This window comes from Streptomyces sp. NBC_00328 (genome assembly GCF_036139655.1).
Taxonomy (GTDB): Bacteria; Actinomycetota; Actinomycetes; order Streptomycetales; family Streptomycetaceae; genus Streptomyces.
The window spans coordinates 2,834,495-2,857,656 of record NZ_CP108013.1; the positions used below are offsets into that span (position 1 = coordinate 2,834,495).

Genomic DNA, 23,162 nt, shown 5'->3' on the forward strand with positions numbered 1-23,162 from the left:
ACGGTACGGCCCGTCGTGGGGTGCCGGCCGTACGGCCGGCACCCCACGGCTATCGCCCTAGAAGGGCGGTGACTCAGCGGCGGATGACGCAGATGTCATCGGGGTTGCAGCCCTCCAGGTCCGGGACCTCGATGTAGAACTCCCCGTCGTTCTGGACCCGCGCCTTGGTGAAGAAACCCGACAGTCCCGGTCCCCTTCCCGCATCTCCGTTCTGTTTGCCCGGCATGGAAGCGCGCCCGCAGATCTCCCTCCATGTGGGCGGGTCGTATCTGTCGTCGTCGAAGAGGCGCCAGGTGCCGTCGCCCTGTTTCTGCGCATAGAGCTGCGCGCAGATGCCTCCGTTGACGACCGGGGTGGGAATCCCCCCGCTCTCCTTGGTGGCTGCGAAGGGGAATTCGTCGCACTGCACACCCTGGGTATCCCCTGTGGCATCGTCGTGAGCCGTCCACTTGCCGGTGCCGGTTTTGTTACAGATCGTGTCGCGATTGTGCCTCTGCTGAACCTGGTCCGTCATACGGTGCATCGGCTTGTTGTACTTCTTGCTGCCGGGGTGGTCCTCCAATTTCTCCCGCAGCACCCAGTAGTAGGCGGCGGCGGCCGGATACCGCTTGGTGTTGGTCTGCCACGTCGGTACGTTCTTGGCGAAGATGCAGCCGGTCGAGTTGGGTACGGCGACACTGTTGTCGCATTCGACCTGATCCCAGAACGTCCAGGACGGCTTGATGACCGGGGCCGCTCCGGCTGCCTCGGGGGCAGCCGCCTTGAAGCTCAGGAACGTGCCCCGGTCGAACTTCTGGGACGTACCGGACACCGCATTGTTCCAGGTGAATGTCCTGGTCGCTGATGCCCAGTGGTTGTCCACGATCGGCTCCCACGCGGTGAGACCATCCCAGCCGCCCTGGTAGGCCTCGTCGCAATCCGGTGTACAAACCGCATCCCAGTAGTCCAGGGAGACGGTGCCCAACGAGGCGTCGAGGGACAGCGGGCTCATGAACATCCGCTCACGGAATACGGCCTTGTTCTCCAGCAGAATCTCCTCACGGACTGCGAAGATGGCTGTTCCCACCGTCTTGCCGCCCTGCTCCCACCTGACCACTGCCGCCAGTTTGTGACAGCCCTCGCGGCGCGTGATGGTGTAGCCGGAGACGGTGGGGTCATCGCACCACGACACCAGAGGGGCAGCGGCCGCGGCGACGCCGCTCCTGGCGGGCTTGGGCTGCTGCCACTTGCGAGCGCCGTACTTCTTGAGGTCGTAGTCGAGCTTGACACACTGGCGGGTGCCCTTGTCATCCGCTTCGCCGCAGCTCTCCTTGTTCGGCGCCAGCGTGGTGCCCTCGGGGTTCGGCTGCTTCTGCCGGTCCGTGTCCTCCCACTCCGGGTCGGGAGCGTCGGGATCGGCCTCCGGGATGACGATCTCGGGTACGAAGTCCCAGTCGCCGGGCTCGAATGCCACGGCGTCGAAGGCGATGTCCTCGTCACCGGTGCCGTCGGACGTGATCGTGCTCAGCTTGACCTCGGGCACGATGCCCTTGGTGCGGAAGATCCCGAGCTTCACCCAGCGGTTGCTGTCACCGGGCTGCGAGACGGTCCTGCTGCGCCAGCCGTTACGGGTCTTGATCTGGTATTTGGCGAGCTTGGTCTGCGCGCCGTGATCAGGGAGGTGTACCCAGACCCGGGCATCCTTGTCGAGTTCCCTGTTGAGTTTCCAGTCGGCGGTGATCTTCAGCCGCTGACCCTTGGCGTCGTCCTGGCGAGTGTGGCCGAACCAGAAGTGGCCGCCGAAGCCGGCGCCCAGCTGGTGGAGGTCGACCTTCGAGGGGTAAACCGTCTCGACGGCATTGTTGGCGAAGTCGAAGCTGAACGTGCCGGAGTTCGTCCAGGAGTTGGCGCAACCGGGACGAACGACAGGGGTGTCTGCCGGCACGTCGTCGACGATGAGGGCGTTGCCTGGGAGGCCGCTGGTGATGCAGGCGGGCGGGTAGGCGGTGCCATCGGGCTCCTCCGGCGTGGTGTCGCCGAAGCGGACGAACTCGTATCCGCAGGTGTCGACGCAGTCGGTCTTCCAGGTAACCGATTTGTGCCACCAGCACTTGACGTCGTCACGGCCGCAGGGCCCGCTGCTCGAGGTGTCGTTGGAGGCGCCGTCGGAGATCCGGCTCGGGTCACAGCTGTTGGAGGAATCGCAGAAAGCGTCCTCGGGTGCCTTGAGGTGGGCCCGGTTGTAGAGCGCGCTGCCCTTGACGGTGACGGCCGAGTTGGTGCCGTTCCAGGTGGCGGGGCGGAAGGCGGGGACCAATACGCCAGGAGACTCCAAAAAGGACGGTGGATGGGCGGCGAAGCCGAGGACTTTCTCCTGGTAGGGCCAGTTCTGTGGGTGGGCGGCAGCGCTGGCGTCCTCGCCGCCGGCGGCGTTCTCCATGAACGGCAGCCGTCCGGCGTCCCATTCCGGGTTGGCGGGATTGTTGGCCCAGCCCAGACCCCACGGCGAGCCGTCGCCGGCGTTGGGGTGGAAACCGGAGTTGTAGGCCCACAGCGCGAAGTACCAGTTCTCCGGCCGGCCGGAGGTGCCGTGGTTGGCGATCAGCCCTGCCGCGCGGGTCTCGTTCCACTTGGAGACAAGGGTCTGCAGGCCCGCAGAGATGTTCGCGGTGTAGTCGAGTGCTGCCGCACGCTGCTTCTGGTAGTCCCAGGCCGCGCCGCCGTGGCCGTCCTCCCGCCCGGCCATCCGCATGTGGTCGGTGATCTGTGTGATGCCGTATCCGCAGTCGGCCTTGGCGAAGTCAACTTCCCAGTCGTTGCTGGTGTCGCCGTCGTAGAGGTTGATTCCGTAGTAGTTGCCGATCAGCGGGCTGGCGGTGACTCCGGGAACAGCTTCTCGGCTGGCCTGCCACATGTTCGACTCCTGCGTGGTCACCCCGAGCATGACCTGCGCCATGGTGCGGCCGCCGCCTTCGAGTGCCGGGTTCAGGAACAGAGCTTGCGGCATGTACGTGGGCATGCCCAGGTTCTTCCAGTTGGCAGGGCGCGAGATGTGAGTGTTCAGCAAGCCCTTGACCGCCATGTCGACGGCCCATTCCACCTGGCGAGGCTTGGGCTGCACGGCCTGGTTGCGCGGATCGTTGCGGGGGACGGAGCAGGTGCGCTCTTCCTCCACCGGGTTGCTGGGGTTACCGGCCGCAGTGGTGGCCACGGTGGCTTCGTGTTCTCTTCCGGAGCCCGCGAGCAGGCCCGGGGACGCTTCGTGGCCTTGGCCGGCGTAGGAAGTCGTCCGCCCCGCCGGGTCTACGGTGAAGGATGCCTTGCGGCCGGTGGCACGTGTGGTCAGCGACATCTTCACCTTGCGGGCCCGGCCAGCCTCGCCGGGGAGCAGCAGTGTGCCCTTGCCGTCAGCCCACGCTGTGCGGGTGAGCACGGATTCACCCCTGGTGGAGACAGTGATGTCCGTCGGTGTCGACGCCAGCCTCCGTACGGCGGCGGGCAGCTGCCTCGCCGCCGGGGTTGTTCGCCCGGTGATGTAAGCCGTGCCTGCGCTTCGTGTCAGCCCTGTCCCGGTCGCCGGGCCCTGAGCCAGGACCGCCGCCCGTGTGGTGCGCACGTCGGGGTGTGTCACCGTGGCGGCGGCTATGTGCTTGACCTTGGACGTGGCGCCGTGTTTGTCGAGGAAGGTGAGCCCTCCCGCACCGTCGGGGGTAAGGCGGTAGGGCACGCCCTCGGTACGCACGAGCGCTGTACGCCGCCCGCGTATGTCGACTGCGACGACTTGCCTGCCGAAGGCTCCAACGACGGAACCGTCCACGGTCGGTACGGCTGAGGTGACCTGGCCCTGCAGAGAAATCGGTCTGCCGAACCGGCCTGTGGCGGTGTCGAGGCGCACCAGCCGTGTGCCTGGCAGGTCCTCGCCTCCGGACTGGGTCAGCACTGCCGTGTCACCCGGTCCGCAGCCGGGGTTGTAGTACGACAGAGACGTCTTGAGTCTCAGCTTCGTCACCCGGCCGGATGGCAGGTCGACGACCGCAGTGAATCCCCCGCGTGCCATCAGTTGCGGCTTGTTGGTGAACGTGCGGGGCGCGTATACGACCACTGCCCGGCGGCCGGAGCCGGTGACGCACGCGTTGCCGATCCATGCGTCCGCCTCGAATCCCGGCTCTGAAAGCGAGGCCGTGCTCCGCCAGGCGTATCCGTCCCTCTTGCGCGCGGTGAGGATGTGGAAGCCGTCGGCGTCACCCGAGGTGGTCCACGCCAGGTCCTCTGACTGCTTCCAGGCTTTGCCCAATAGCGCGGCCCGCGATGAGGGAGGCACGCTGTCGTGCTGGACCAGGGCTGCTGTTCTGGGCACTGGGACCGTGGATTCCGGCGCCTCGGCCCACGCCGCCGCCTGAGTCAGTCCGGCGAGCACCGCCCCGGCGGCCACCGCAGCGAGCGGCGCCCGCGTTCTTCTACCTAATCTCAACGCTTCTCCTTCTCGTGCTAGCTCCCGCACACCGCAGGAGATCGGGAAGAAAAAAGGGGCGCGTAAATCACCGCCCGGTGGACTTTTCCGCCCACAGAGAGGAAAGTCGAAATTTCACCGGTGCGACTCTTCGCGTGGTGTATGAAATCGGCCAACATGTCGCACGCAAGTCCCCTGAACCCCTCCTGGCTCCCCATAGGGAAGATGATCCACGGGCGGCGGCCGTGTCAATAAAATTCTCACCGAACCGCATCCCCCCGCCGCCCGAACTGGCCGAATATCGGCGGCTACTCATACACTCGAGAGGGGCAATACGGATCAATCTTCCGAAAATATCGCCACTCTGATATGAAAAGGGATACGTCTGAGATTTTTTTGGCAAATTTCATGCGATGGCGGAATTAGTAGTGCAACGGTGTTTGTTCCGAGGGCTGGGCAGTTTTCAGGGGCTGTGTCCGCGCCGTTTAGCTGGTCCTACCTTCCAAGCGTGGGTCTGAGGGGGCGTTTCGTCCCGTTGTTTTATCCCGGATTGCCGTGTTGAGTGTGTTTTATGTGCCGCGCCATGTGGGGGTGGATTCGGCGGTGAGTCTGCGGGTCATGAGGTTGATCATCGCGAGGTGGATCATGGCTTCGGAGCGGTGCGGGTGGGCTTCGTAGTCGCGGGCGAGGCGGCGGTGGTTCATCAGCCAGCCCAGGGTGCGCTCAACGGTCCAGCGGCGGGGCAGGACGGTAAATCCCCTGGTGGACGGGTCGCGGCGGACGATGTGCATGTCGATGCCGAGGGTGGCGGCGTGCTCGACGAGGTGCTGGCGGTAGCCGCCGTCGACCCAGGTCTTGCGGACGGTCGGATGCTCTGCGGCCACCCGTTCGATGAGGATCTGGCCGGCCACCGAGTCCTGCACGCTCGCAGCGGTGACCAGCGCTCCGAGGAGAAGCCCGACGGTGTCGATGACGATGCTCCGCTTCCGCCCGACGATCTTCTTCCCGGCGTCGATACCCTGCCCGGAGGCGGGGACGTTGGCAGAGGTCTTGACGCTCTGGGAGTCGATGACGCACGCGCTCGGTTCTTCGCTCCGGCCTTCCTGCCTGCGGACTTGTCGGCGCAGGAGGCTGTTGAGCTGGTCGAAGACGCCTTCCTCCTGCCATCGGGCGAAGTAGGCGTAGACGGTGTTCCAGTGCGGGTAGTCGTGCGGCAGATAGCGCCAGGGGATCCCGGTCCGGTTCACATAGAGGACCGCGTCCAGCAGGCTCCGCAGGTCGTGATCGGGCGGCCGGCCGATGTCCAGGCCGCGGCCGCGACGCTCGGACCGCCAGGCGGTCAGGACCGGCTCGACCAACTTCCAGCGGGCATCGGACAGATCACTGGGATAACGGCGACGTTCAGGCACGATTCCGGGCTACCCACCCACGACCCGGCAGGCCCGGGCGCACACATCGGCGCCCGAAGCACACGGCGCACAACCCGGCGTCCTGGGATGAAACAGGAGAAGCCGGGCCAACGCGACGCCGGAACGGCAACTCGTGCACCATCACTCACGCCAGCCTCAGCACTCCCAGACAAGCCGAGATCCAAACCGCCGTATAACAACCTAAATAGGCGCTAAACACCCTCTCAGAGGGCGTTTATGCAGGTCAAGCCCTATATGCGGCTCTCGCTCCTGCCCTGCTTCAAGGGCTTTCATCCCGTAGGCGTCGAATGACCTTCTCCGGGGCGGAGGCTTGGTCATGCGTCTTGTTCGCTTCTATACCCGGAAGTCTGTCTGGTTTTAAGATGCCACGGAATCGCCTGATGGGCAGCGGAACCAGGCCCTCCGCCTCAGTCGTGATCACGCTACGCCGTGAGCGAGCGCAAGCCGTACCCCAGCGACCTGTCTGACGCCCGATGGGCCCTGATCGAGCCGACGTTGACGGCCTGGAGAAAGGCCCGGCTCGACCGCAGGCCGACCGGGCGGCCGGCCAAGGTCGATTTACGCGACGTCTTCAACGCGATCCTCTACGTGAACCGCACCGGAATCCCCTGGAAATACCTCCCGCACGACTTCCCGAACCATGGCACCGTCTATGCCTACTACGCCGCGTGGCGGGACGAAGGAATCTTTGCCCAGCTCAATTACGACCTGACGGGACTGGCCCGGGTGAAGGAGGGGCGCAAGCCCGAGCCGACCGCCTCCGTGATCGACACTCAGAGCGTGAAGACCTCCAGCAACGTACCCCTGACCAGCCAGGGAACGGATGCGGCCAAGAAGATCGTCGGGCGGAAGCGAGGCATCCTCACCGACACGATCGGCCTCATCCTTGCCGTAACCGTCACTGCGGCTGGCCTCTCGGAGAACGTCCTGGGAATGCGCCTCCTCGACCAGGCGAAGGAGAAGTACCCGACCATTTCCAAGAGTTGGGTTGACACCGGCTTCAAGAACGCCGTCGTCGAGCACGGCGCCCGCCTCGGAATCGATGTCGAAGTCGTCAACAGAAACCCGGGCACCCGCGGATTCCACGTCGTGAAAAGACGCTGGGTGGTCGAGCGGAGTATCGGTTGGATCATGATGCACCGCCGCCTGGCCCGCGATTACGAGACCCTCACCGCCAGCTCCGAAGCCATGATCCACATCGCTTCCCTTGACAACCTCACCAGGCGCATAACGGACGAGACCACCCCCACCTGGCGAGGCACTTACTAGGGCATAAAGGGCAATCCGCCTACTTCAAACGCCCTCTCAGAACGCGTATCCGTTGTCGTATCCGATGCGGGGACACCGCGGGGCGAGCCCGCGGGGACACTCCCGTGAACGGGACCCGGGGCCGAGCCCGCCGGGACACTCCCGTGAGGGTTCGTGGGACCAGCTCCTTGGGGCACTCCTCGGAGCACTCCTGTGAGCGGAGAGCTCCGGGGCGAGCCCGTGGGGCCGTCACCGTGGGGTAGCCCCGGCTCGCACCGGAAAGTCATCTGTACCCCGGCCCGGGATTCCCGCACCGGACTCATCGACCCCCGGCCCAGGGTTCACGCACCCGAGCCATCGGCCCCCGGACCGGGATTCCCGTACCGCAGCCATCGATCCCTGGCCCAGGGTTGGTTCCCGCACCGGACTCATCGACCCCCGGCCGAGGGCCCCGCACAGGGCCGGCCGGACGGCCCACCACCGGGCCGCCCGCTCCTCCGTATGCAGCAGCGGCGCAGGCGAGCCGATCACCCCGGACCGAAGCTGGGCGTGCCCCGGCCCCCGCCCGACCCGGGAGGGGGCGTGCCCCGCCCCGACTCGGGAGAACCCATGCCTCTGCCCCGCCGCCTCCGGCCGCGTCCGTCCCTCGGCGTCCTGCTGGCCGCCGTCTGTCTGACCGGTGCCGTGTCCGGACCGGCCGACGCCGGTTCCGGTTCCGGCTCCGCGGACCGTGACCACGACCGCGCTCTGCGGAATCAGCTCGAAGAGCTGGTGCACAGCCCCGGCGGCCCGCCCGGTGTCATCGCCGTCCTGCGCCGCGAGGGCGAGTCCCGCATCGTGCGCGCCGGAGTCGCCGACCTCGACAGCGGACGCCCGATCCGGGCGGACGACCACACGCGGATCGCAAGTACGGCGAAGGCCTTCAGCGGCGCCGTGGCACTGCGCCTGGTGGACCGGCGCGCGCTCTCCCTCGACGACACCATCGGCCGCCGGCTCCCGTCACTGCCCCGGCAGTGGCGCTCCGTGACGCTGCGCCAGCTCCTGAACCACACCAGCGGGCTGCCCGACTACACGCAGTCCCCCGAGTTCCTCGAGATCCTCACCGCCGATCCGCGCCACCACTTCGACTCGCGCCGGCTGCTCGACTACGTGGCCGACGAACCGCTGCTGTTCCGGCCGGGCTCGAAGTACCAGTACTCGAACTCGGACAACATCGCGGTCGCGCTGATGGCCGAGGCGGCTACCGGCCGGCCCTACGAGCAGTTGCTGCGGGACCTCGTCTACCGGCCGCTCGGCCTGCGCGACACGAGCCTTCCCCAGGGCTACGAGATGCCCGAGCCGTACATGCACGGTTACGACGTCGTGCCGCCGAATCCCCCCGAGGACGTCAGCGAGGCGCTCAGCGCCTCGGGCGTGTGGGCGTCGGGCGGGATCATCTCCACCCCGGCGGACCTGACCCGCTTCATCCGCGGGTACGCGGGCGGGGCCCTGATCTCCAAGGCCACCCTGCGCGAGCAGCGCCGGTGGATCGACGGGGCCTCGGAGCCCGCGGGCCCCGGCGCGAACAAGGCGGGAGCGGCGATCTTCCGCTACTCCACCCGCTGCGGAGTGGTCCTCGGCCACACCGGCAACTTCCCCGGCTACACCCAGTTGATCGCCGCCACACCGGACGGCCGGCGGTCACTGACCTTCACGCTCACCACCCAGGTGAACAAGACGAACAAGCCCGAGCTCCTGGAGCGGCTGCGTGCGGTCGAGGAGAGTTTCGTCTGTGCGCTGCTGAAGAACTGACGGAGCCCCCGGAGGGCGTCCGGACCGCGCCGGGGCACCCGCCGCCCGCTGTCCGCCGCCTGCCGCCGGCCCCCGCCGCCCACGGAGCGTTCACCTCAGCCCATTGCAATGCAGGGAACGAGAGGTGTTGCATTGAAACCAGAATCATTGCAATGAAATCTCGGCATCTACCTGCAATGACAACAGCATTGCGCAACAAGCATGTTGCCCGATCTTCGAATGCAACGTAGCGTTTCCAATGTCAGAAACACACGGAACGCACTCACGCAGACCATGGAGAGCATCATGCAGAAGTTCGACACCCCCGCCCCCGTCTCGGCCGTCCTCGACATCCCCGCCGGACGCATCCGGTTCGTCGCCGCCGACCGCGCCGACACCACCGTCGAGGTCCTGCCCGCGGACGCCTCCAAGGGCCGCGACGTGAAGGCGGCGGAGCAGGCCGAGGTCTCCTACGCCGACGGCGTCCTGCGCGTCGAGATCCCGGAGGCGAGGAACCGGAGCATCGGCTCTTCCGGGTCCGTCGAGGTGACCGTCCAGCTTCCGTCCGGCTCCCGGGTCGAGGCGAAGGCGGCCGCCGCCGAGTTCCGCGGCGTGGGACGGCTCGGCGAGGTCACCTTCGAGGGCGGCCACCGCTCGGTCGAGCTCGACGAGGCCGACAGTGTCCGCCTCACCGGCCTCGACGCCGACATCACCGTCGGCCGCCTGAACGGCCCCGCCGAGATCAGCACCCAGAAGGGCGACCTGAAGATCACCGAGGCCGCCCGCGGAACGCTCACGCTGAGCACGCAGAAGGGCGACATCACCGTCGGCGCCGCCCCCGGCGTCTCCGCGGTGCTGGACGCCGGCACCACCTTCGGCCGGGTCAGCAACACGCTCAAGAACGCCGACGCGACTCCCGGCCTGACCATCCACGCGACCACCGCCCACGGCGACATCACCGCCCGCACGGTGACGGACTGAAGTCACGGCCCGCTCCGCCCCCTTCACCCCGTCCGGGGCGCAGGGGGCGGAGTGGGTGCGGCCGAGTGGGTACAGCCCCGCGTGAGGCGGAGAACGAGACCCCTCTAGGTGTCCAGCGCCGCCAGCGCCCCCCGCACCGCCTCCAGATCGGCGTCCGAGGCCAACCCCGCGTGATACAGGCGCAGTTCCGTCGCACCGAGCTCGGCCGCGCGGGCCGCGTCGGCCGCCAGGCCGTCCGGCCGGCCTCCCATCCCGGACACCACGGTGAAGTTGGCGGCCAGGACCCTCCCCCGCGCACCCGCCCGCACCGCCTCCGCGAACGGCGTCAGCAGGCCCGCTCCTCCGGTGCACGGCACGACCACGCCGTCGGCCACGGACAGGATGTGCCCGGGGTCCACCCCGGCGTTGGCCCCGCAGTGGAAGGAGACGGGGTCGGCGTGCAGCAGCACCTGGAACCCGGCCGGCGCGGCGGAACGGACCGCCGCGACCGTCTCCTCCTGGAGCGAGCGGGCCACCTGGTCGCGCCACGCACGGGTGGCCGCCGCCGTCCCGGCCCCGAGCAGCTTCTCCACTCCGGCCCAGCCCCCGCCGGACGGCTCCCCCCGCCACACCGGCTCCAGCGCTCCGCGCACGAAGGACGCCAACTCCTCGGCGTCGAGGCCCTGCCGGTCGTACCCGTCCGCGCACGCGGCGCAGAAGCAGAGGGACATCAGATACTGCCCGGCGTCCCCGAGCGGCACCCCGCCGGTCTTGTCGTGGGCGTGCAGATGGGCGAGCCCGTACCAGCCGAGCGACTCCAGTTCCGTGCCCGCCGCACCGGGCCGGACCGCGGCCTCCACCGCGAGGCCGGCCAGGTAGGCGCGGGTGGCGGGCTGGGCGACGCAGGGAGCCCAGGGGTAGCGGTCCCCATGGGCGTTGACGACGGACGTCGTCGGATGCTCCTCCCCCATACGGGAGTTGTGCGCGAGCACGACCCAGGTGTGGACGTCGAGTCCCGCCCCGGCGAGCGCTGCGGCGGCCTCGCCGTACGCGTCACCGGGCGCCCAGTCGCCGGCCGGGTACGGGCGAAGGGCCCGGCCTCGCCATCGCTCCTCGTCCACCGGGTGGAGCACGGCGGCGTGCGAGGCCGTGACGATCCGGTGCCGGGGATGGCGGGGCGTCAGCGCCCGCGTGGAGTGGTAGGCGGAGGCGAGGGTCACCTGGCGGACGCCGAGCCCGGCCGTCCTGGCGGCGGCCTCCGGGTCCCCGTTGACGTCCCAGGGATACAGGAACGCGGACGTCCTCACAGGTCCTCCTCGATGAGCGCGTACCCGCGCTCGATGAGCTGCGCGAGCTGCTTGACATGGTCCTCGGCCGGTTCGTGCAGCGGGGGCCGGACCTCGCCGACGTCCAGTCCGCGCAGCCGGACGCCCGCCTTGACGAGGGCGACCGCGTAGCCGCGTCCCAGCGCCCGCAGGTCGACGAAGGGCCGGTAGAAGCCGTCCAGCAGCCGGTTCACCGTCGTGTCGTCCCCGGCGTTCAGTGCCCGGTGGAAGGCCAGCGCGATCTCGGGGGCGAAGCAGAAGACCGCCGACGAGTAGAGCGTGATGCCCAGTCCCCGGTAGGCGAGCCCGGTCAGTTCGGCCGTGGGCAGGCCGTTGAAGTAGAGGAAGTCGCCCGGTGTCTCGCTCCGTACGGCGCTGACGATGCGCTGCATCAGGTCCAGGTCGCCGAGCCCGTCCTTGAAACCGATGATCCCCTCGGTGCGGGCGAGTTCGACCACGCTCGCGGGGGTGAAGACGGCGTTGTCGCGCTGGTAGACGATGACGTCCAGGGAGGTGGCGGCGGCGATCTCCCGGTAGTGCCGGAGCAGCCCCTCCTGCCCGGCCGTCACGAGATACGGCGGCATGGCGAGCAGCCCGTCGGCCCCGGCGGCCTCCGCGAGGCGTGCGTAGCGCACGGCGAGGGCGGTCCCGTATCCGGCGCCCGCGATCACCGGGACGCGCCCCTCGGCCGCTTCCACCGCGGCCCGTACGCACGTCTCGAACTCCTCGGGTACGAGCGCGTGGAACTCGCCGGTGCCGCAGCAGGCGAAGACCGCCGCCGCGCCGGCGTCGACGCCACGCCGCACATGCTCCCGGTAGACGCCGGGATCGACGGTGCCGTCGGGGCCGTACGCGGTGACGGGGAAGAAGAGCGGCCCGCTGGGGATGCTCAGCCGAGCGGCAAGAGGGGCTGACGTCACGGACTCTCCCTAAAAAAGGTGCCCACCGAGTGCATGTTTCTGATCCATGTCCATATCTCTGAACTCGCCCACGCTAAGCCGCCACCTCGGGGCCGGTCAAGCACGCAAACCCGCAACACGAAGGCGGATTCCACCCCTCCGCGCGACACTTGACGCGGCACGCCAGCCCTCTTAGCGTGTCCATGGATATGAATGCTATACACGCATACGATTGACGGGCGGAGTCCCCGCCGACCGTCCCGGCACTCGGCCCCGGCACACCGTCCCGCACGGAGGAGACCCCGCATGCCCGCTCCCCGCACCGTTCTGCTCACCGGCGCCGCCGGCGGACTCGGCACCCTGATGCGGGGGCTGCTGCCGGAGTACGGCTACGAACTGCGCCTGCTCGACATGCTCCCGGTCGAGGGCGAACCGGAGGCGATCACCGCGGACCTGGCCGACCGGGCGGCGCTGCGCGAGGCGGTGCGGGGCGTCGACGCGGTCATCCACCTCGCGGGCATCTCCCTGGAAGCCTCCTTCGACAAGATCCTCAAGGCGAACATCGAGGGGACCTACAACCTGTACGAGGCGGCGCGCGAAGAGGGCGTACGCCGTGTCGTCTCCGCCTCCTCCAACCACGCGGTGGGCTTCACCCCCCGCCCGCAGGGCGACGACCCCCTGATCCCGGTCGGCACCCCGCACCGCCCCGACACCTTCTACGGGCTCTCCAAGTCGTTCGGTGAGGACCTGGCCCAGTTCTACTGGGACAAGCACGGCCTGGAGACCGTCTCGGTTCGCATCGGGTCCTGCTTCGCGGAGCCGTCCAGTGTGCGCATGCTCTCGGTGTGGATGAGCCCCGAGGACGGCGCCCGCCTCTTCCACGCGGCCCTGACCGCGAAGGACGTGGGACACACGGTCGTCTACGGCTCGTCCGCCAACACCCGCCTATGGTGGGACCTTTCGACGGCACGGGCCCTCGGCTACGAACCGCGCGACGACTCCGAGCCCTACGCCGAGAAGCTCATCGCCGAACAGGGGGAACTCGACCCCGGCAACCCGGACCACGCCCACCTGGGCGGGCACTTCACGACACACCCGCCGATCTGGCCGTACTGACGCGGCCGGGACGGTGTACGCCGGGCGGACGGCGGAACCGCCCGGCGCAGGAGCGGGCGGGCACCGAACGGGCCCGCCCGCTCCCGTGTTCGGGCACGACCCCTGCCCGATTCTCCTTCCTCACCCGCTCCGCCCCAGGTCCGCCGCGGGCGGCCGCGGCGCCGAACGGGCACAGCCGGGCAGCATCGGGCCCGTAACAGGCCTGGTCAGCGGCAGACACCCGCTGTAGAACTTCCCTCAAGGGCCCACCGGGTCCGAACGGGCAGTGCGCGACGGAGCGCGAGGAAGCGGGTGACGGCCATGACGGCGGAAGAACGGCAGCGCGAGATCGTCCGGGCCGCGCGCCGCACCGGCTCGGTCGACGTCACCGAACTCGCCGGCGAACTGGGCGTCGCCAAGGAGACCGTGCGGCGGGATCTGCGCACCCTGGAGGACCACGGGCTGGTGCGCCGCACCCACGGTGGCGCCTACCCCGTGGAGAGCGCGGGTTTCGAGACGACGCTCGCCTTCCGTACGACGAGCCATGTGCCCGAGAAGCGCCGGATCGCCGCGGCGGCGGCCGAGTTGGCCCGGGACGCCGAGACCGTCTTCGTCGACGAGGGATTCACCCCGCAGCTCATCGCCGAAGCGCTGCCCAGGGACCGGCCGTTGACGGTCGTGACCGCCTCCCTCGCCACGGCCGGGGCGCTCGCCGGAGCCGAGAACACCAGCGTCCTGCTGCTCGGCGGCCGGGTCCGCCCCGGCACACTCGCGACCGTCGACCACTGGACGACGAAGATGCTCGCCGGCTTCGTCATCGACCTGGCGTTCATCGGGGCCAACGGCATCTCCCGCGAACACGGCCTCACCACCCCCGACCCGGCGGTCAGCGAGGTCAAGGCACAGGCGATCAGGGCTTCCCGGCGCACGGTCTTCGCCGGTGTGCACACCAAGTTCGGCGCGGTCAGCTTCTGCCGGTTCGCCGGCATCGGCACCCTGGAGACGATCGTCACGAGCACACTGCTCCCCGCCTCCGAGGCGCACCGCTACTCGCTGCTGGGCCCCCAGGTCATCCGCGTCTGATTCCCGACCCACTCCCCTCGCCACCCCAATGTGAACACCCGACTCACCCCTCCGGGGCACCCCCATGCCCCGCGCCGCCCCTTGTCCCCCCATTCCTCCAGGAGTGATCCATGCGAACCCCGAGCCGACGGAGGCCGCGCGCACTGCTCGCCGCGGCCGCCGCAGGGACGCTGCTCACCCCGCTCCTCTCCGGCTGCTGGACCGGAGCGGGCGGGACGGGCTCCGGCGGGAACTCCATCAACGTCCTGATGGTCAACAACCCGCAGATGGTCGAGCTGCAGAAGCTCACCAGGGCCCACTTCACCCGAGAGACCGGCATCGAGGTGAACTTCACCGTCCTGCCGGAGAACGACGTCCGCGACAAGATCAGCCAGGACTTCGCCAACCAGGCGGGCCAGTACGACGTCGCCACACTGTCCAACTACGAGATACCGATCTACGCCCGCAACGGCTGGCTCCACGAGATGGACTCGTACGTGCGCGAGGACAGCGCGTACGACGAGCGGGACATCCTGAAACCCATGCGGCAGTCGCTCACCGCCGCCGACGGAAAGCTCTACGGGCAGCCGTTCTACGGCGAGTCGTCGTTCCTGATGTACCGCAAGGACGTGTTCGCCGCGAAGGGCCTGAAGATGCCCGCGCACCCCACCTGGCAGCAGGTCGCCGCCCTCGCGGCGAAGGCGGACGGCGCCGAGTCCGGCATGAAGGGCATCTGCCTGCGCGGACTGCCCGGCTGGGGCGAGGTCATGGCCCCGCTCACCACCGTGGTGAACACCTTCGGCGGCACCTGGTTCGACAAGGACTGGAAAGCACGCCTGGACTCCCCCGAGTTCGAGAAGGCCACCAGGTTCTACGTGAACCTCGTACGCGAGCACGGCGAGTCCGGCGCGGCCCAGTCCGGCTTCGCCGAGTGCCTCAACGACATGACCCAGGGCAAGACCGCCATGTGGTACGACGCCACCTCCGCCGCGGGCCTGCTGGAGGCCGAGGACTCCCCCGTCAAGGGCAAGCTCGGCTACGTGCCCGCGCCGGTCGAGAAGACCGGGTCCTCCGGCTGGCTCTACACCTGGGCCTGGGGACTCCAGAAGTCCTCGCACAACCCGGACAAGGCCTGGAAGTTCATCTCCTGGGCCTCCGGCAAGGGATACGAGCAACTGGTCGGGGACACCGCCGGCTGGTCGAACGTCCCCGCGGGCAAGCGCGCCTCGACGTACACGAACGCCGCCTACGCCAAAGAGGCCGCGGCCTTCCAGGACATGACCCGCGCGGCCATCGAGGGCGCCCGGCCGCGCGACCCCGGCGTCCAGCCGCGCCCCGCGCCCGGCATCCAGTTCGTCGGCATCCCCGAGTTCACCGACCTCGGCACCAAGGTCTCGCAGGAGATCAGCGCGGCCATCGCCGGACGCCAGTCCGTCGACTCGGCGCTGAACAAGTCCCAGAAACTCGCCGAGAAGATCTCCCAGGAGTACCAGGGCCGATGACCGTCACGACAACGGCCCGCGTGGCCGCTCCTCCCGTACGCGCCCACGGACGACCGTCGGCCCGGCTGCGCGCCTGGGCCACCCGCGGCCCCCTGCTCCCGGCCCTGATCTTCATGATCGCGGTGACCCAACTGCCCTTCGTGGCCACGCTGGTGATCTCGTTCTTCGACTGGAACGCCCTCTACCCGAAGGCCCGCCACTTCACCGGCCTCGGCAACTACTCGGACGTGCTGACCGACGCCGGCCTCCGGCACTCCGTCGGGACGACGATCCTGCTGACCGTCACCGTCGTCCTGGTCAGCCTCGTCCTGGGTCTCGTCCTGGCCCTGCTCCTCGACCGCAGGTTCCGGGGGCGCGGCATCGTCCGCACCCTGCTGATCGCACCGTTCCTGGTGGTCCCGGTCGCCGCCGCCCTCCTGTGGAAACACGTGCTCTTCAACCCCGAATACGGCCTGCTGAACGGCCTGTTGCACTACGTCGGCGGCCCGCAGCCCGACTGGATCTCGAACACCCCGCTGCTCGCGGTCGAGGCATCCCTGGTCTGGCAGTGGACGCCGTTCATGATGCTGATCCTGCTCGCCGGCCTGCAGAGCCGCGACCACCAGCAGATAGAGGCGGCCCGGGTGGACGGCGCGAACGACTGGCAGGTCTTCCGCCACCTCACCCTCCCCCACCTGCGCCGCTATCTCGAACTGGGCGCCCTGCTGGGCTCGATCTACATCGTGCAGAACTTCGACGCGGTCTTCACGCTCACCTCCGGGGGCCTCGGCACCGCGAACCTGCCCTACACCGTGTACCAGAGCTTCTACCAGGCCCACGAGAACGGCCTCGCCTCCGCCGCGGGCGTCCTGGTGGTCATCGGCTCCATCGTCATCGCGACCTTCGCCCTGCGCGTGGTGTCGTCCCTGTTCCGCGAGGAGGGATCCCGCTGATGAGCGCCACCGCGACACCCGCCCGTCCCCGCCGCACCAGGGGCGCCGGCCTGGGCCTGGCGGCCTGGGCACTCGGCATCGTGTTCTTCCTGCCGATCGCCTGGATGGCCCTGACGTCCTTCCACTCCGAACCGGACGCGGCGAAGAACCCGCCCGCCTTCGGCGCGGCCCTGACCCTCGACGGCTACCGGGAGTTCTTCGGCACGGGCGGCGGCGCGAGCCCCTGGCCCGCCCTCATCAACTCCACCGTGGCCTCGGTGGTCTCCACCGTCTGCGTCCTGCTGCTCGCCCTCCCGGCGGCGTACGCGCTCTCCGTCCGCCCGGTGAAGAAGTGGACGGACGTCCTGTTCTTCTTCCTGTCGACCAAGATGCTGCCCGTGGTGGCGGGCCTCCTGCCGATCTACCTCTTCGCCAAGAACACCGGCATGCTCGACAACATCTGGCTGCTGGTCATCCTCTACACCTCGATGAACCTGCCGATCGCGGTGTGGATGATGCAGTCGTTCCTCGCCGAGGTCCCCGTCGCGGTGATCGAGGCCGCGCAGATCGACGGCGCCCGGCTGCCGACGGTCCTGGCCCGCGTCGTCGCCCCCATAGCTCTCCCCGGCATCGCGGCGACCGCCCTGATCTGCTTCATCTTCAGCTGGAACGAACTGCTCTTCGCCCGGGTGCTCACGGGTGTGGTCGCCGAGACCGCCCCCGTCTTCCTGACCGGATTCATCACCAGCCAGGGACTGTTCCTGGCGAAGGTGTGCGCCGCGTCGCTCGTCGTCTCCCTGCCGGTGCTCGCCGCGGGGTTCGCCGCCCAGGACAAGCTGGTCCAGGGCCTGTCGTTGGGAGCCGTGAAATGAAGGCCGCAGTCATCGAGTCCGTGGGCCGCGCCGTCGTCGCCGAGGTCCCGGACCCGGCGCCGGGCCCCCGCGAGGTCGTGGTCGAGGTCGCCGCCTGCGGCCTGTGCGGCACCGATCTGCACATCCTCCAGGGCGAGTTCGCGCCGAAGCTGCCGATCGTGCCGGGCCACGAGTTCGCGGGCGAGGTGGTCGGCGTCGGCACCCGGGTCACGGAGCTCGCGGTCGGCGACCGGGTGGCCGTCGACCCGTCCCTGTACTGCCACGAGTGCCGCTACTGCCGTACGGGCCACAACAACCTCTGCGAGCGGTGGGCCGCGATCGGCGTGACCACCGCGGGCGGCGCCGCCCAGTACGCGACCGCCCCCGTCGCCAACTGCGTGAAGCTCCCCGAGCACGTGGCCACCCAGGACGCGGCCCTGATCGAACCGCTCTCCTGCGCCGTACGCGGCTACGACGTCCTGCGGTCCCGGCTCGGCGCCCACGTCCTGGTCTACGGCTCCGGAACGATGGGCCTGATGATGCTGGAGCTCGCCAAGCGCACCGGCGCGGCGAGCGTGGACGTCGTCGACGTGAACCCCGACCGGCTGGCCACCGCCCGGCTGCTCGGCGTCTCCGCGTCCGCGGCGAACGCCGACGAACTGGACCGCCCCCAGGGCTGGGACGTGGTCGTCGACGCGACCGGAAACGCGGCGGCGATCCAGGACGGCCTGGACCGGGTGGCGAAGGCGGGCACCTTCCTCCAGTTCGGCGTGGCCGACTACGCGACCCGGGTCACCATCGACCCGTACCGCATCTACAACCAGGAGATCACCATCACCGGCTCGATGGCCGTCCTGCACAGCTTCGAACGCGCCGCGGAACTCTTCGCCGCGGGCGTCCTCGACCCGTCGGTCTTCATCAGCGACCGCCTCCCCCTGACGAGCTATCCCGAGGCACTGGAGCAGTTCGCGTCGGGCGTGGGACGCAAGATCGTCGTCGTGCCCGAGTAGTGCCCCGGGAAGGGCTGAAGCAGCGCCCTGGGAGACATCACGTGACCGGAGCCCTCGGACCGTGGCTTCGTGAACCGGAGCACGCGAACCGAGGCACGCGAGCCGTGGCCGGTGCCCGGGCCGGTCGCCGGCCCGGGCACCTGGTTCACGCCGCTACTCCATGGGCTGGAACATCCATGCCTGGCGTGCGTTGCCGACGTCGAGCGGCCGCAGGGCGAGCCGGGGCGGGAAGATCCGCAGCAGGCTGAGGTCCAGGGCCAGCTCCTGGCCGTCGACGGGACCTCCGGGGACCACGATGTGGAAGATGCCCGGCTGCGCGCTCTGGTAGAGCGCCCATTCGCGCGCTTCGGGGAACCCTGCGATCGGCTTGTTCGCCTCCGGATCGGAGTCGAAGGACAGATACGTCCCGCTCCTGAGATTGCGCAGCGTGCAGTTGCCGTTGCCGAGATTGTCCAGCTGCCACTCCTGCTCGCCGGGGTTGCCGGTGGGCGGCAGCAGCACAACAGCCGTCTTGGGCTCCGACGACCCTCGCTCCATGGTGAGCATCTGCTCGCCGGGACGGGTGATCACACAGGTTCCGTTCGGTACGGGGGTCAAGGCCGACTCCATTTCTGACGTGCGGCGCCCGCGCGGACACCGCTGATCGTTCGGGCGGAGGCATCCCTTCCCCGCCGGCATGGGACCAGGATCGACACAGCCCTGCGTCACTCTTCAGGGGGACATCGAATTCATCCCGGTGTTCGATCAGTCCACCGAAGGAGTGATGCGGTACCGCGCGAACGTCGCCTGCGACCGGGGCCCCGCCCAGACCTCCGAGGACTTCCTTCACGCGCCCGCCAGAAGCGAATCCGAGCGCGCGTCGGGGGCGAAGGAGGACATGGCCCCGCAACTCACCCGTTGGGTAAGGGAACGGTAAAGCGCCTCCGCTCGTTACCCCAGGCATGACAGCTATGACCCCCGGCTCGAACATCCCTCTCCCCGTCTCGCGCGTGACGGTGGACGTCACCGCCCCGGTGCGGCTCGACGTGTCGAGCCTGCTGCTCACCGCCGACGGCAAGGTGCGCTCCGACGAGGACTTCATCTTCTACAACCAGCCCACCGGCCCCGGCGTGACCTACCGCTCCGGCGGCGGCACGGCGCCGGACGCGATCACGGTCGACACCACCGCGGTCCCCCCGGGCATCGAGAAGATCGTCGTCACCGCGAGCCCGGACGCCGCAGGCCAGTCCTTCCAGGGCATCGAGCCCACCGCGACGATCCGCAACGCGGACGACAACGCGGAGCTGGCCACCTTCACCCCTCCCCAGCTGGGCACGGAGACGGCCCTGGTGATCGTCGAGATCTACCTCCGCAACGGCGCCTGGAAGGCCCGCGCGGTCGGCCAGGGCTACGCGAACGGCCTGGCGGGCATCGCCACCGACTTCGGCGTGAGCGTGGAGGAACCCGCCCCGGCCGCGCAGCCCGCCCCCGCGGCGCAGCCGCCGGCCCCGGCCGCGGACCCCCGCCTCGCCGCTCCCCGGCCCCCGGCCGCTCCCCCGGTCCCGCCCATGCCCCCCGCGCCTCCGGCCACCGGCAAGATCAACCTCGACAAAGGCCGGGTCAGCCTCCAGAAGAACCAGACGGTGTCCCTGGTCAAGGGCGGCGCCCCGCTCCTCTCCAAGGTCCAGATGGGCCTCGGCTGGGAACCCGCCTTCCGCGGCAAGGACATCGACCTGGACGCCTCGGTCATCGCGTACGGCCCGCAGCGCAACCACATCGACAGCTGCTACTTCGGCAAGCTCTCGATCGTGAACGGCGCGATCAAGCACTCCGGCGACAACCTCACGGGCGAGGGCGGCGGGGACGACGAGGTGATCACCGTCGACCTCGGCCGTCTCCCCCAGGAGGTCACCGGCCTGGTCTTCACGGTCAACTCCTTCTCCGGCCAGAAGTTCACCGAGGTGGCCAAGGCCTACTGCCGCCTCATCGACGCCGCCAGCGGCGAGGAGCTCGTCCGCTTCGACCTCACCAGCGCCGAGGCCCAGACGGGCGTCATGATGGCCAAGCTGATCAAGCAGTTCTCCGGCGAGTGGGACATGACGGCCATGGGCAACTTCGTCAAGTCCCGCACGGTCCGCGGCATGGTGAAGCCGGCAGCAGAGTCCCTCTGACACCCAGCCACAAACCCCCCTGAAATCGCACCCGCGGAACCGGAACCTGTCCGGCAGGCACCACGACGCCCCTCGACCGAGAGCGCGCCCGAGCCGTCGGGCCGATCCCGCAGGCACCACGACGCACCCGCAGTCGGGATCCGGCGGGAGGGGCCGTGCCGGTACATCACATGCCCGTCGCTTACGCCCGGATCGAGCAACGGCTCCCCAGGAAGCCCACGCCTGATCCACCGGCGACGGGCGGATGTACCGGCACGGCCCCGACCCCCCACCGGAGCCGCACCGCAAAAGCCAGCGCAGCGAACCCACACGGCCCCGACCCACCCACCGAACCCGCACCCGGTGACCCCCGGAGGGCTACGCCCGCAACCCCTCCGTCAGCAACAAGAGATACCGACGGATGTACGCCCCGTCCCCGCTCCCGAGCTCCGACGCGGTGGCCACCCCGTGCGCCAGCCGCAGCACATCGATCGGCTCCACATCGGTCCGCAGGGTCCCCTCGCGCTGAGCCGCCTCGACCAGCCGCGCCGCCGCCCCCTTCACGAAGGCCCCGCACCGGTCCAGCAGCTCGGAACTCCCGTCCGCGACGGCCGACCCGAGCAGCGCCTTCAGCCCACGCACCTGGATCATCCCGAGGCTCAGCTCGTTGAGCCATTCCACGAGCGCCTCACCCGGCGGCAGCTCCGCCGCGATCTCGTCCGCGCGCACGGCGATCGCCTCGATGGTGTCCACGTAGACCGCTTCGAGCAGCGCCTGCCGGGTGGGAAAGTGCCGGTACAGCGTCCCGGATCCCACGCCGGCCCGCTTGGCGATGTCGTCCAGAGACGCGCCTTCCCCGTGCTCGGCGAACGCGACCGCCGCCTCCGCGAGGAGCCGCTCATAGTTCCGCCGCGCATCCGCCCGCATCGGCTTCACCTGGGCCATTCAGATACTCCTTGCGAACCGGGGACCCTCTCCGTATCTTGGCGAGGGTTAAACGGAGACAGTCCCCGCTTATTTCGCGGGCAGTCCGTGCTGCCCACTCGCACCGTACCGGGGACGTCGGACCAGGAGAACTCCATGCCCACCGGCACCCCCGCCCCCGACAGCCCGTCAGCCGGCTTACGCCCGGGCCGACCCCGCCCCGCGGACGAGACCGGCACCACCGCCCTTCTCGTCATCGTGACGGCCTATCTGATGGTCGGAATCGACTCCACCGTCGTCAACGTCGCCCTGCCGGACGTCCAGCGGGACCTCGGCTTCACCCCCACCGGCCTGTCCTGGGTCCTCAACACCTACACCCTCGCCTTCGGCGGCCTTCTCCTCCTCGGCGGCCGGATCGGCGACATCGCGGGCCGCCGTCGCACCCTCACCGCCGGCGCCCTCCTCTTCGCCGCCGCCTCACTGCTCGGCGGCCTCGCCACCGAGAGCTCCTGGCTGCTCGCGGCCCGCGCGCTCCAGGGCGTGGGCGCCGCTCTCATCGCCCCCAGCACCCTCGCCCTCATCACGACGGGTTTCCCCGAGGGCCCCCGCCGCCACCACGCCCTCGGCGTCTACTCCTCGATGGCGGGGATCGGCGCGTCGGTCGGCCTGGTCCTCGGCGGTGTGCTCACGTCGTGGGCGTCCTGGCGCTGGTCCCTGCTGATCAACGTGCCGATCGGCATCGCGGTCGCCACCGCCCTGCCGCGCTTCGTCACCGAGACCCCGCGCCACGCGGGCCGCTTCGACGCGGTGGGGGCGCTCACCGGCACGGCGGGCACGGCCTCGCTGGTCTACGCGTTCATCCGGGTCTCGGAGCGGGGCTGGAGCGACACCCAGGCGATGCTGGGCTTCAGCACGGCGGCGGCCCTGCTCGTCGGCTTCCTCCTGGTGGAGACGCGCGCGGAGCAGCCGATCATGCCGCTGAGTCTCTTCGCCGACCGCAACCGGGCGGGCGGTTACGCCGGTGTCCTGCTCCTGCCCGCCGGCATGTTCGGCGCGTTCTACTTCCTCACCCTGGTCAGCCAACAGGCCCTCGGATACAGCCCGTTGCGCACGGGGTTCGCCTTCCTGCCGATGACTCTGGTGATGTTCACGACCGTGCGTCTCGTGCCACGGCTGCTCCAGCGCTTCGGCGCCAAGCCCGTCCTGCTGTCAGGCATGTCCCTGATCGCCGTCGCGGGCGCCTGGCTGTGGCGACTGGAGCCCGGCGACGGCTATCTCGCCGGCCTGCTGGGCCCGTTGCTGGTGATGGGGCTGGGCGTCGGCCTGAGCTTCCTGCCGCTGAACGCCACCATCCTCGCGGGCGTCGGAGCGCGTGAGGCGGGATCCGCGTCCGGACTGCTCCAGACCCTCCAGTGGCTCGGCGGCACCCTCGGACTCTCCGTCCTGGTCACCGTCTTCGGCACGGCGACCCGGCACTCCCGCGGCTCACCGTCGGAGATCCTCACCGAGGGCTCGGCCCGCGCGTTCGGCGCCGGTTCCCTGATCGCCCTGACCGCACTGGTGCTGTCGGCGTTCGTGATCACCAGCACCGCACGCGAACGCGGGGTTTGAGAGGCC

17 protein-coding genes are annotated in these 23,162 nt (G+C 69.3%); 11 read left to right on the forward strand and 6 right to left on the reverse strand.

Annotation, left to right across the window (positions count from 1 at the left end; translation table 11 throughout):
- Nucleotides 1–73 precede the first annotated feature (73 nt).
- Both OG485_RS12455 and OG485_RS12460 read right to left on the reverse strand, forming a co-directional pair.
- Nucleotides 74–4,411 carry a hypothetical protein gene (locus tag OG485_RS12455; protein ID WP_328668406.1) on the reverse strand — a complete coding sequence of 1,446 codons (4,338 nt, stop codon included), beginning with the start codon at nt 4,409–4,411 and terminating at the stop codon, nt 74–76.
- Nucleotides 4,412–4,998: 587 nt separating this feature from the next.
- Nucleotides 4,999–5,838: an IS5 family transposase gene (locus tag OG485_RS12460; RefSeq protein ID WP_328668405.1), complete on the reverse strand. Its 840-nt coding sequence runs from the start codon at nt 5,836–5,838 to the stop codon at nt 4,999–5,001.
- Nucleotides 5,839–6,288: 450 nt separating this feature from the next.
- Between OG485_RS12460 and OG485_RS12465 the strand changes: the two genes are divergently transcribed.
- From OG485_RS12465 to OG485_RS12475, 3 genes are all read left to right on the forward strand, one after another.
- Nucleotides 6,289–7,128, forward strand: a complete 840-nt coding sequence (locus OG485_RS12465; protein WP_328668407.1) for an IS5 family transposase — start codon at nt 6,289–6,291, stop codon at nt 7,126–7,128.
- Nucleotides 7,129–7,716: 588 nt separating this feature from the next.
- Complete coding sequence (locus tag OG485_RS12470; RefSeq protein ID WP_328668408.1) at nt 7,717–8,898, forward strand: serine hydrolase domain-containing protein; 1,182 nt, start codon at nt 7,717–7,719, stop codon at nt 8,896–8,898.
- Between the two features lie 285 nt (nt 8,899–9,183).
- Nucleotides 9,184–9,858, forward strand: a complete 675-nt coding sequence (locus OG485_RS12475; protein ID WP_328668409.1) for a DUF4097 family beta strand repeat-containing protein — start codon at nt 9,184–9,186, stop codon at nt 9,856–9,858.
- A gap of 104 nt (nt 9,859–9,962) precedes the next feature.
- Here the strand turns inward: OG485_RS12475 and OG485_RS12480 are convergent, their stop codons facing one another.
- Together OG485_RS12480 and OG485_RS12485 are read right to left on the reverse strand one after the other, a co-directional pair.
- On the reverse strand, nt 9,963–11,144 hold the full coding sequence (locus tag OG485_RS12480; protein WP_328668410.1) for a hypothetical protein: 1,182 nt from the start codon (nt 11,142–11,144) through the stop codon (nt 9,963–9,965).
- Nucleotides 11,141–12,082: a 5-dehydro-4-deoxyglucarate dehydratase gene (locus OG485_RS12485; protein WP_328668411.1), complete on the reverse strand. Its 942-nt coding sequence runs from the start codon at nt 12,080–12,082 to the stop codon at nt 11,141–11,143. The genes OG485_RS12480 and OG485_RS12485 overlap by 4 nt, the downstream gene beginning before the upstream one ends.
- 285 nt (nt 12,083–12,367) lie before the next feature.
- Here OG485_RS12485 and OG485_RS12490 point away from each other — a divergent pair, with 285 nt between their 5' ends.
- From OG485_RS12490 to OG485_RS12515, 6 genes are all read left to right on the forward strand, one after another.
- On the forward strand, nt 12,368–13,177 hold the full coding sequence (locus OG485_RS12490; protein ID WP_328668412.1) for an NAD-dependent epimerase/dehydratase family protein: 810 nt from the start codon (nt 12,368–12,370) through the stop codon (nt 13,175–13,177).
- Between the two features lie 300 nt (nt 13,178–13,477).
- Nucleotides 13,478–14,239, forward strand: coding sequence for a DeoR/GlpR family DNA-binding transcription regulator (locus tag OG485_RS12495; protein ID WP_443048687.1), 762 nt, complete (start codon nt 13,478–13,480; stop codon nt 14,237–14,239).
- A gap of 110 nt (nt 14,240–14,349) precedes the next feature.
- On the forward strand, nt 14,350–15,720 hold the full coding sequence (locus OG485_RS12500) for an ABC transporter substrate-binding protein (RefSeq protein ID WP_328668414.1): 1,371 nt from the start codon (nt 14,350–14,352) through the stop codon (nt 15,718–15,720).
- Nucleotides 15,717–16,652 (forward strand): carbohydrate ABC transporter permease, encoded by a 936-nt coding sequence (locus OG485_RS12505; RefSeq protein WP_328668415.1) that lies wholly within the window; start codon nt 15,717–15,719, stop codon nt 16,650–16,652. The genes OG485_RS12500 and OG485_RS12505 overlap by 4 nt, the downstream gene beginning before the upstream one ends.
- The gene (locus tag OG485_RS12510) at nt 16,652–17,503 is read left to right on the forward strand and encodes a carbohydrate ABC transporter permease (RefSeq protein WP_328668416.1); all 852 of its coding nucleotides are present in this window, start codon (nt 16,652–16,654) and stop codon (nt 17,501–17,503) included. Before OG485_RS12505 ends, OG485_RS12510 begins: the two co-directional genes overlap by 1 nt.
- On the forward strand, nt 17,500–18,492 hold the full coding sequence (locus OG485_RS12515; RefSeq protein ID WP_328668417.1) for a zinc-dependent alcohol dehydrogenase family protein: 993 nt from the start codon (nt 17,500–17,502) through the stop codon (nt 18,490–18,492). Before OG485_RS12510 ends, OG485_RS12515 begins: the two co-directional genes overlap by 4 nt.
- Before the next feature lie 153 nt (nt 18,493–18,645).
- Here the strand turns inward: OG485_RS12515 and OG485_RS12520 are convergent, their stop codons facing one another.
- A complete protein-coding gene (locus tag OG485_RS12520; protein ID WP_328668418.1) occupies nt 18,646–19,089 on the reverse strand; it encodes an RICIN domain-containing protein in 444 nt (147 codons plus the stop codon).
- Nucleotides 19,090–19,442: 353 nt separating this feature from the next.
- Here OG485_RS12520 and OG485_RS12525 point away from each other — a divergent pair, with 353 nt between their 5' ends.
- Nucleotides 19,443–20,642 carry a TerD family protein gene (locus OG485_RS12525; RefSeq protein ID WP_328674346.1) on the forward strand — a complete coding sequence of 400 codons (1,200 nt, stop codon included), beginning with the start codon at nt 19,443–19,445 and terminating at the stop codon, nt 20,640–20,642.
- A 357-nt stretch (nt 20,643–20,999) separates the two neighbouring features.
- Here OG485_RS12525 and OG485_RS12530 read toward each other — a convergent pair whose 3' ends face one another.
- Nucleotides 21,000–21,566 (reverse strand): TetR/AcrR family transcriptional regulator, encoded by a 567-nt coding sequence (locus OG485_RS12530; RefSeq protein WP_326788495.1) that lies wholly within the window; start codon nt 21,564–21,566, stop codon nt 21,000–21,002.
- A gap of 135 nt (nt 21,567–21,701) precedes the next feature.
- Here OG485_RS12530 and OG485_RS12535 point away from each other — a divergent pair, with 135 nt between their 5' ends.
- On the forward strand, nt 21,702–23,156 hold the full coding sequence (locus OG485_RS12535; protein ID WP_328668419.1) for an MFS transporter: 1,455 nt from the start codon (nt 21,702–21,704) through the stop codon (nt 23,154–23,156).
- Nucleotides 23,157–23,162: the final 6 nt, after the last annotated feature.

Bases quoted from the DNA above. Each gene is read 5' to 3' on its own strand.
- OG485_RS12530 (WP_326788495.1), bottom strand. From the start codon at position 21,566: ATGGCCCAGGTGAAGCCGATGCGGGCGGATGCGCGGCGGAACTATGAG.
- OG485_RS12515 (WP_328668417.1), top strand. From the start codon at position 17,500: ATGAAGGCCGCAGTCATCGAGTCCGTGGGCCGCGCCGTCGTCGCCGAG.
- OG485_RS12475 (WP_328668409.1), top strand. From the start codon at position 9,184: ATGCAGAAGTTCGACACCCCCGCCCCCGTCTCGGCCGTCCTCGACATC.
- OG485_RS12510 (WP_328668416.1), top strand. From the start codon at position 16,652: ATGAGCGCCACCGCGACACCCGCCCGTCCCCGCCGCACCAGGGGCGCC.
- OG485_RS12535 (WP_328668419.1), top strand. From the start codon at position 21,702: ATGCCCACCGGCACCCCCGCCCCCGACAGCCCGTCAGCCGGCTTACGC.
- OG485_RS12525 (WP_328674346.1), top strand. From the start codon at position 19,443: ATGACCCCCGGCTCGAACATCCCTCTCCCCGTCTCGCGCGTGACGGTG.
- OG485_RS12500 (WP_328668414.1), top strand. From the start codon at position 14,350: ATGCGAACCCCGAGCCGACGGAGGCCGCGCGCACTGCTCGCCGCGGCC.
- OG485_RS12505 (WP_328668415.1), top strand. From the start codon at position 15,717: ATGACCGTCACGACAACGGCCCGCGTGGCCGCTCCTCCCGTACGCGCC.
- OG485_RS12490 (WP_328668412.1), top strand. From the start codon at position 12,368: ATGCCCGCTCCCCGCACCGTTCTGCTCACCGGCGCCGCCGGCGGACTC.
- OG485_RS12495 (WP_443048687.1), top strand. From the start codon at position 13,478: ATGACGGCGGAAGAACGGCAGCGCGAGATCGTCCGGGCCGCGCGCCGC.
- OG485_RS12470 (WP_328668408.1), top strand. From the start codon at position 7,717: ATGCCTCTGCCCCGCCGCCTCCGGCCGCGTCCGTCCCTCGGCGTCCTG.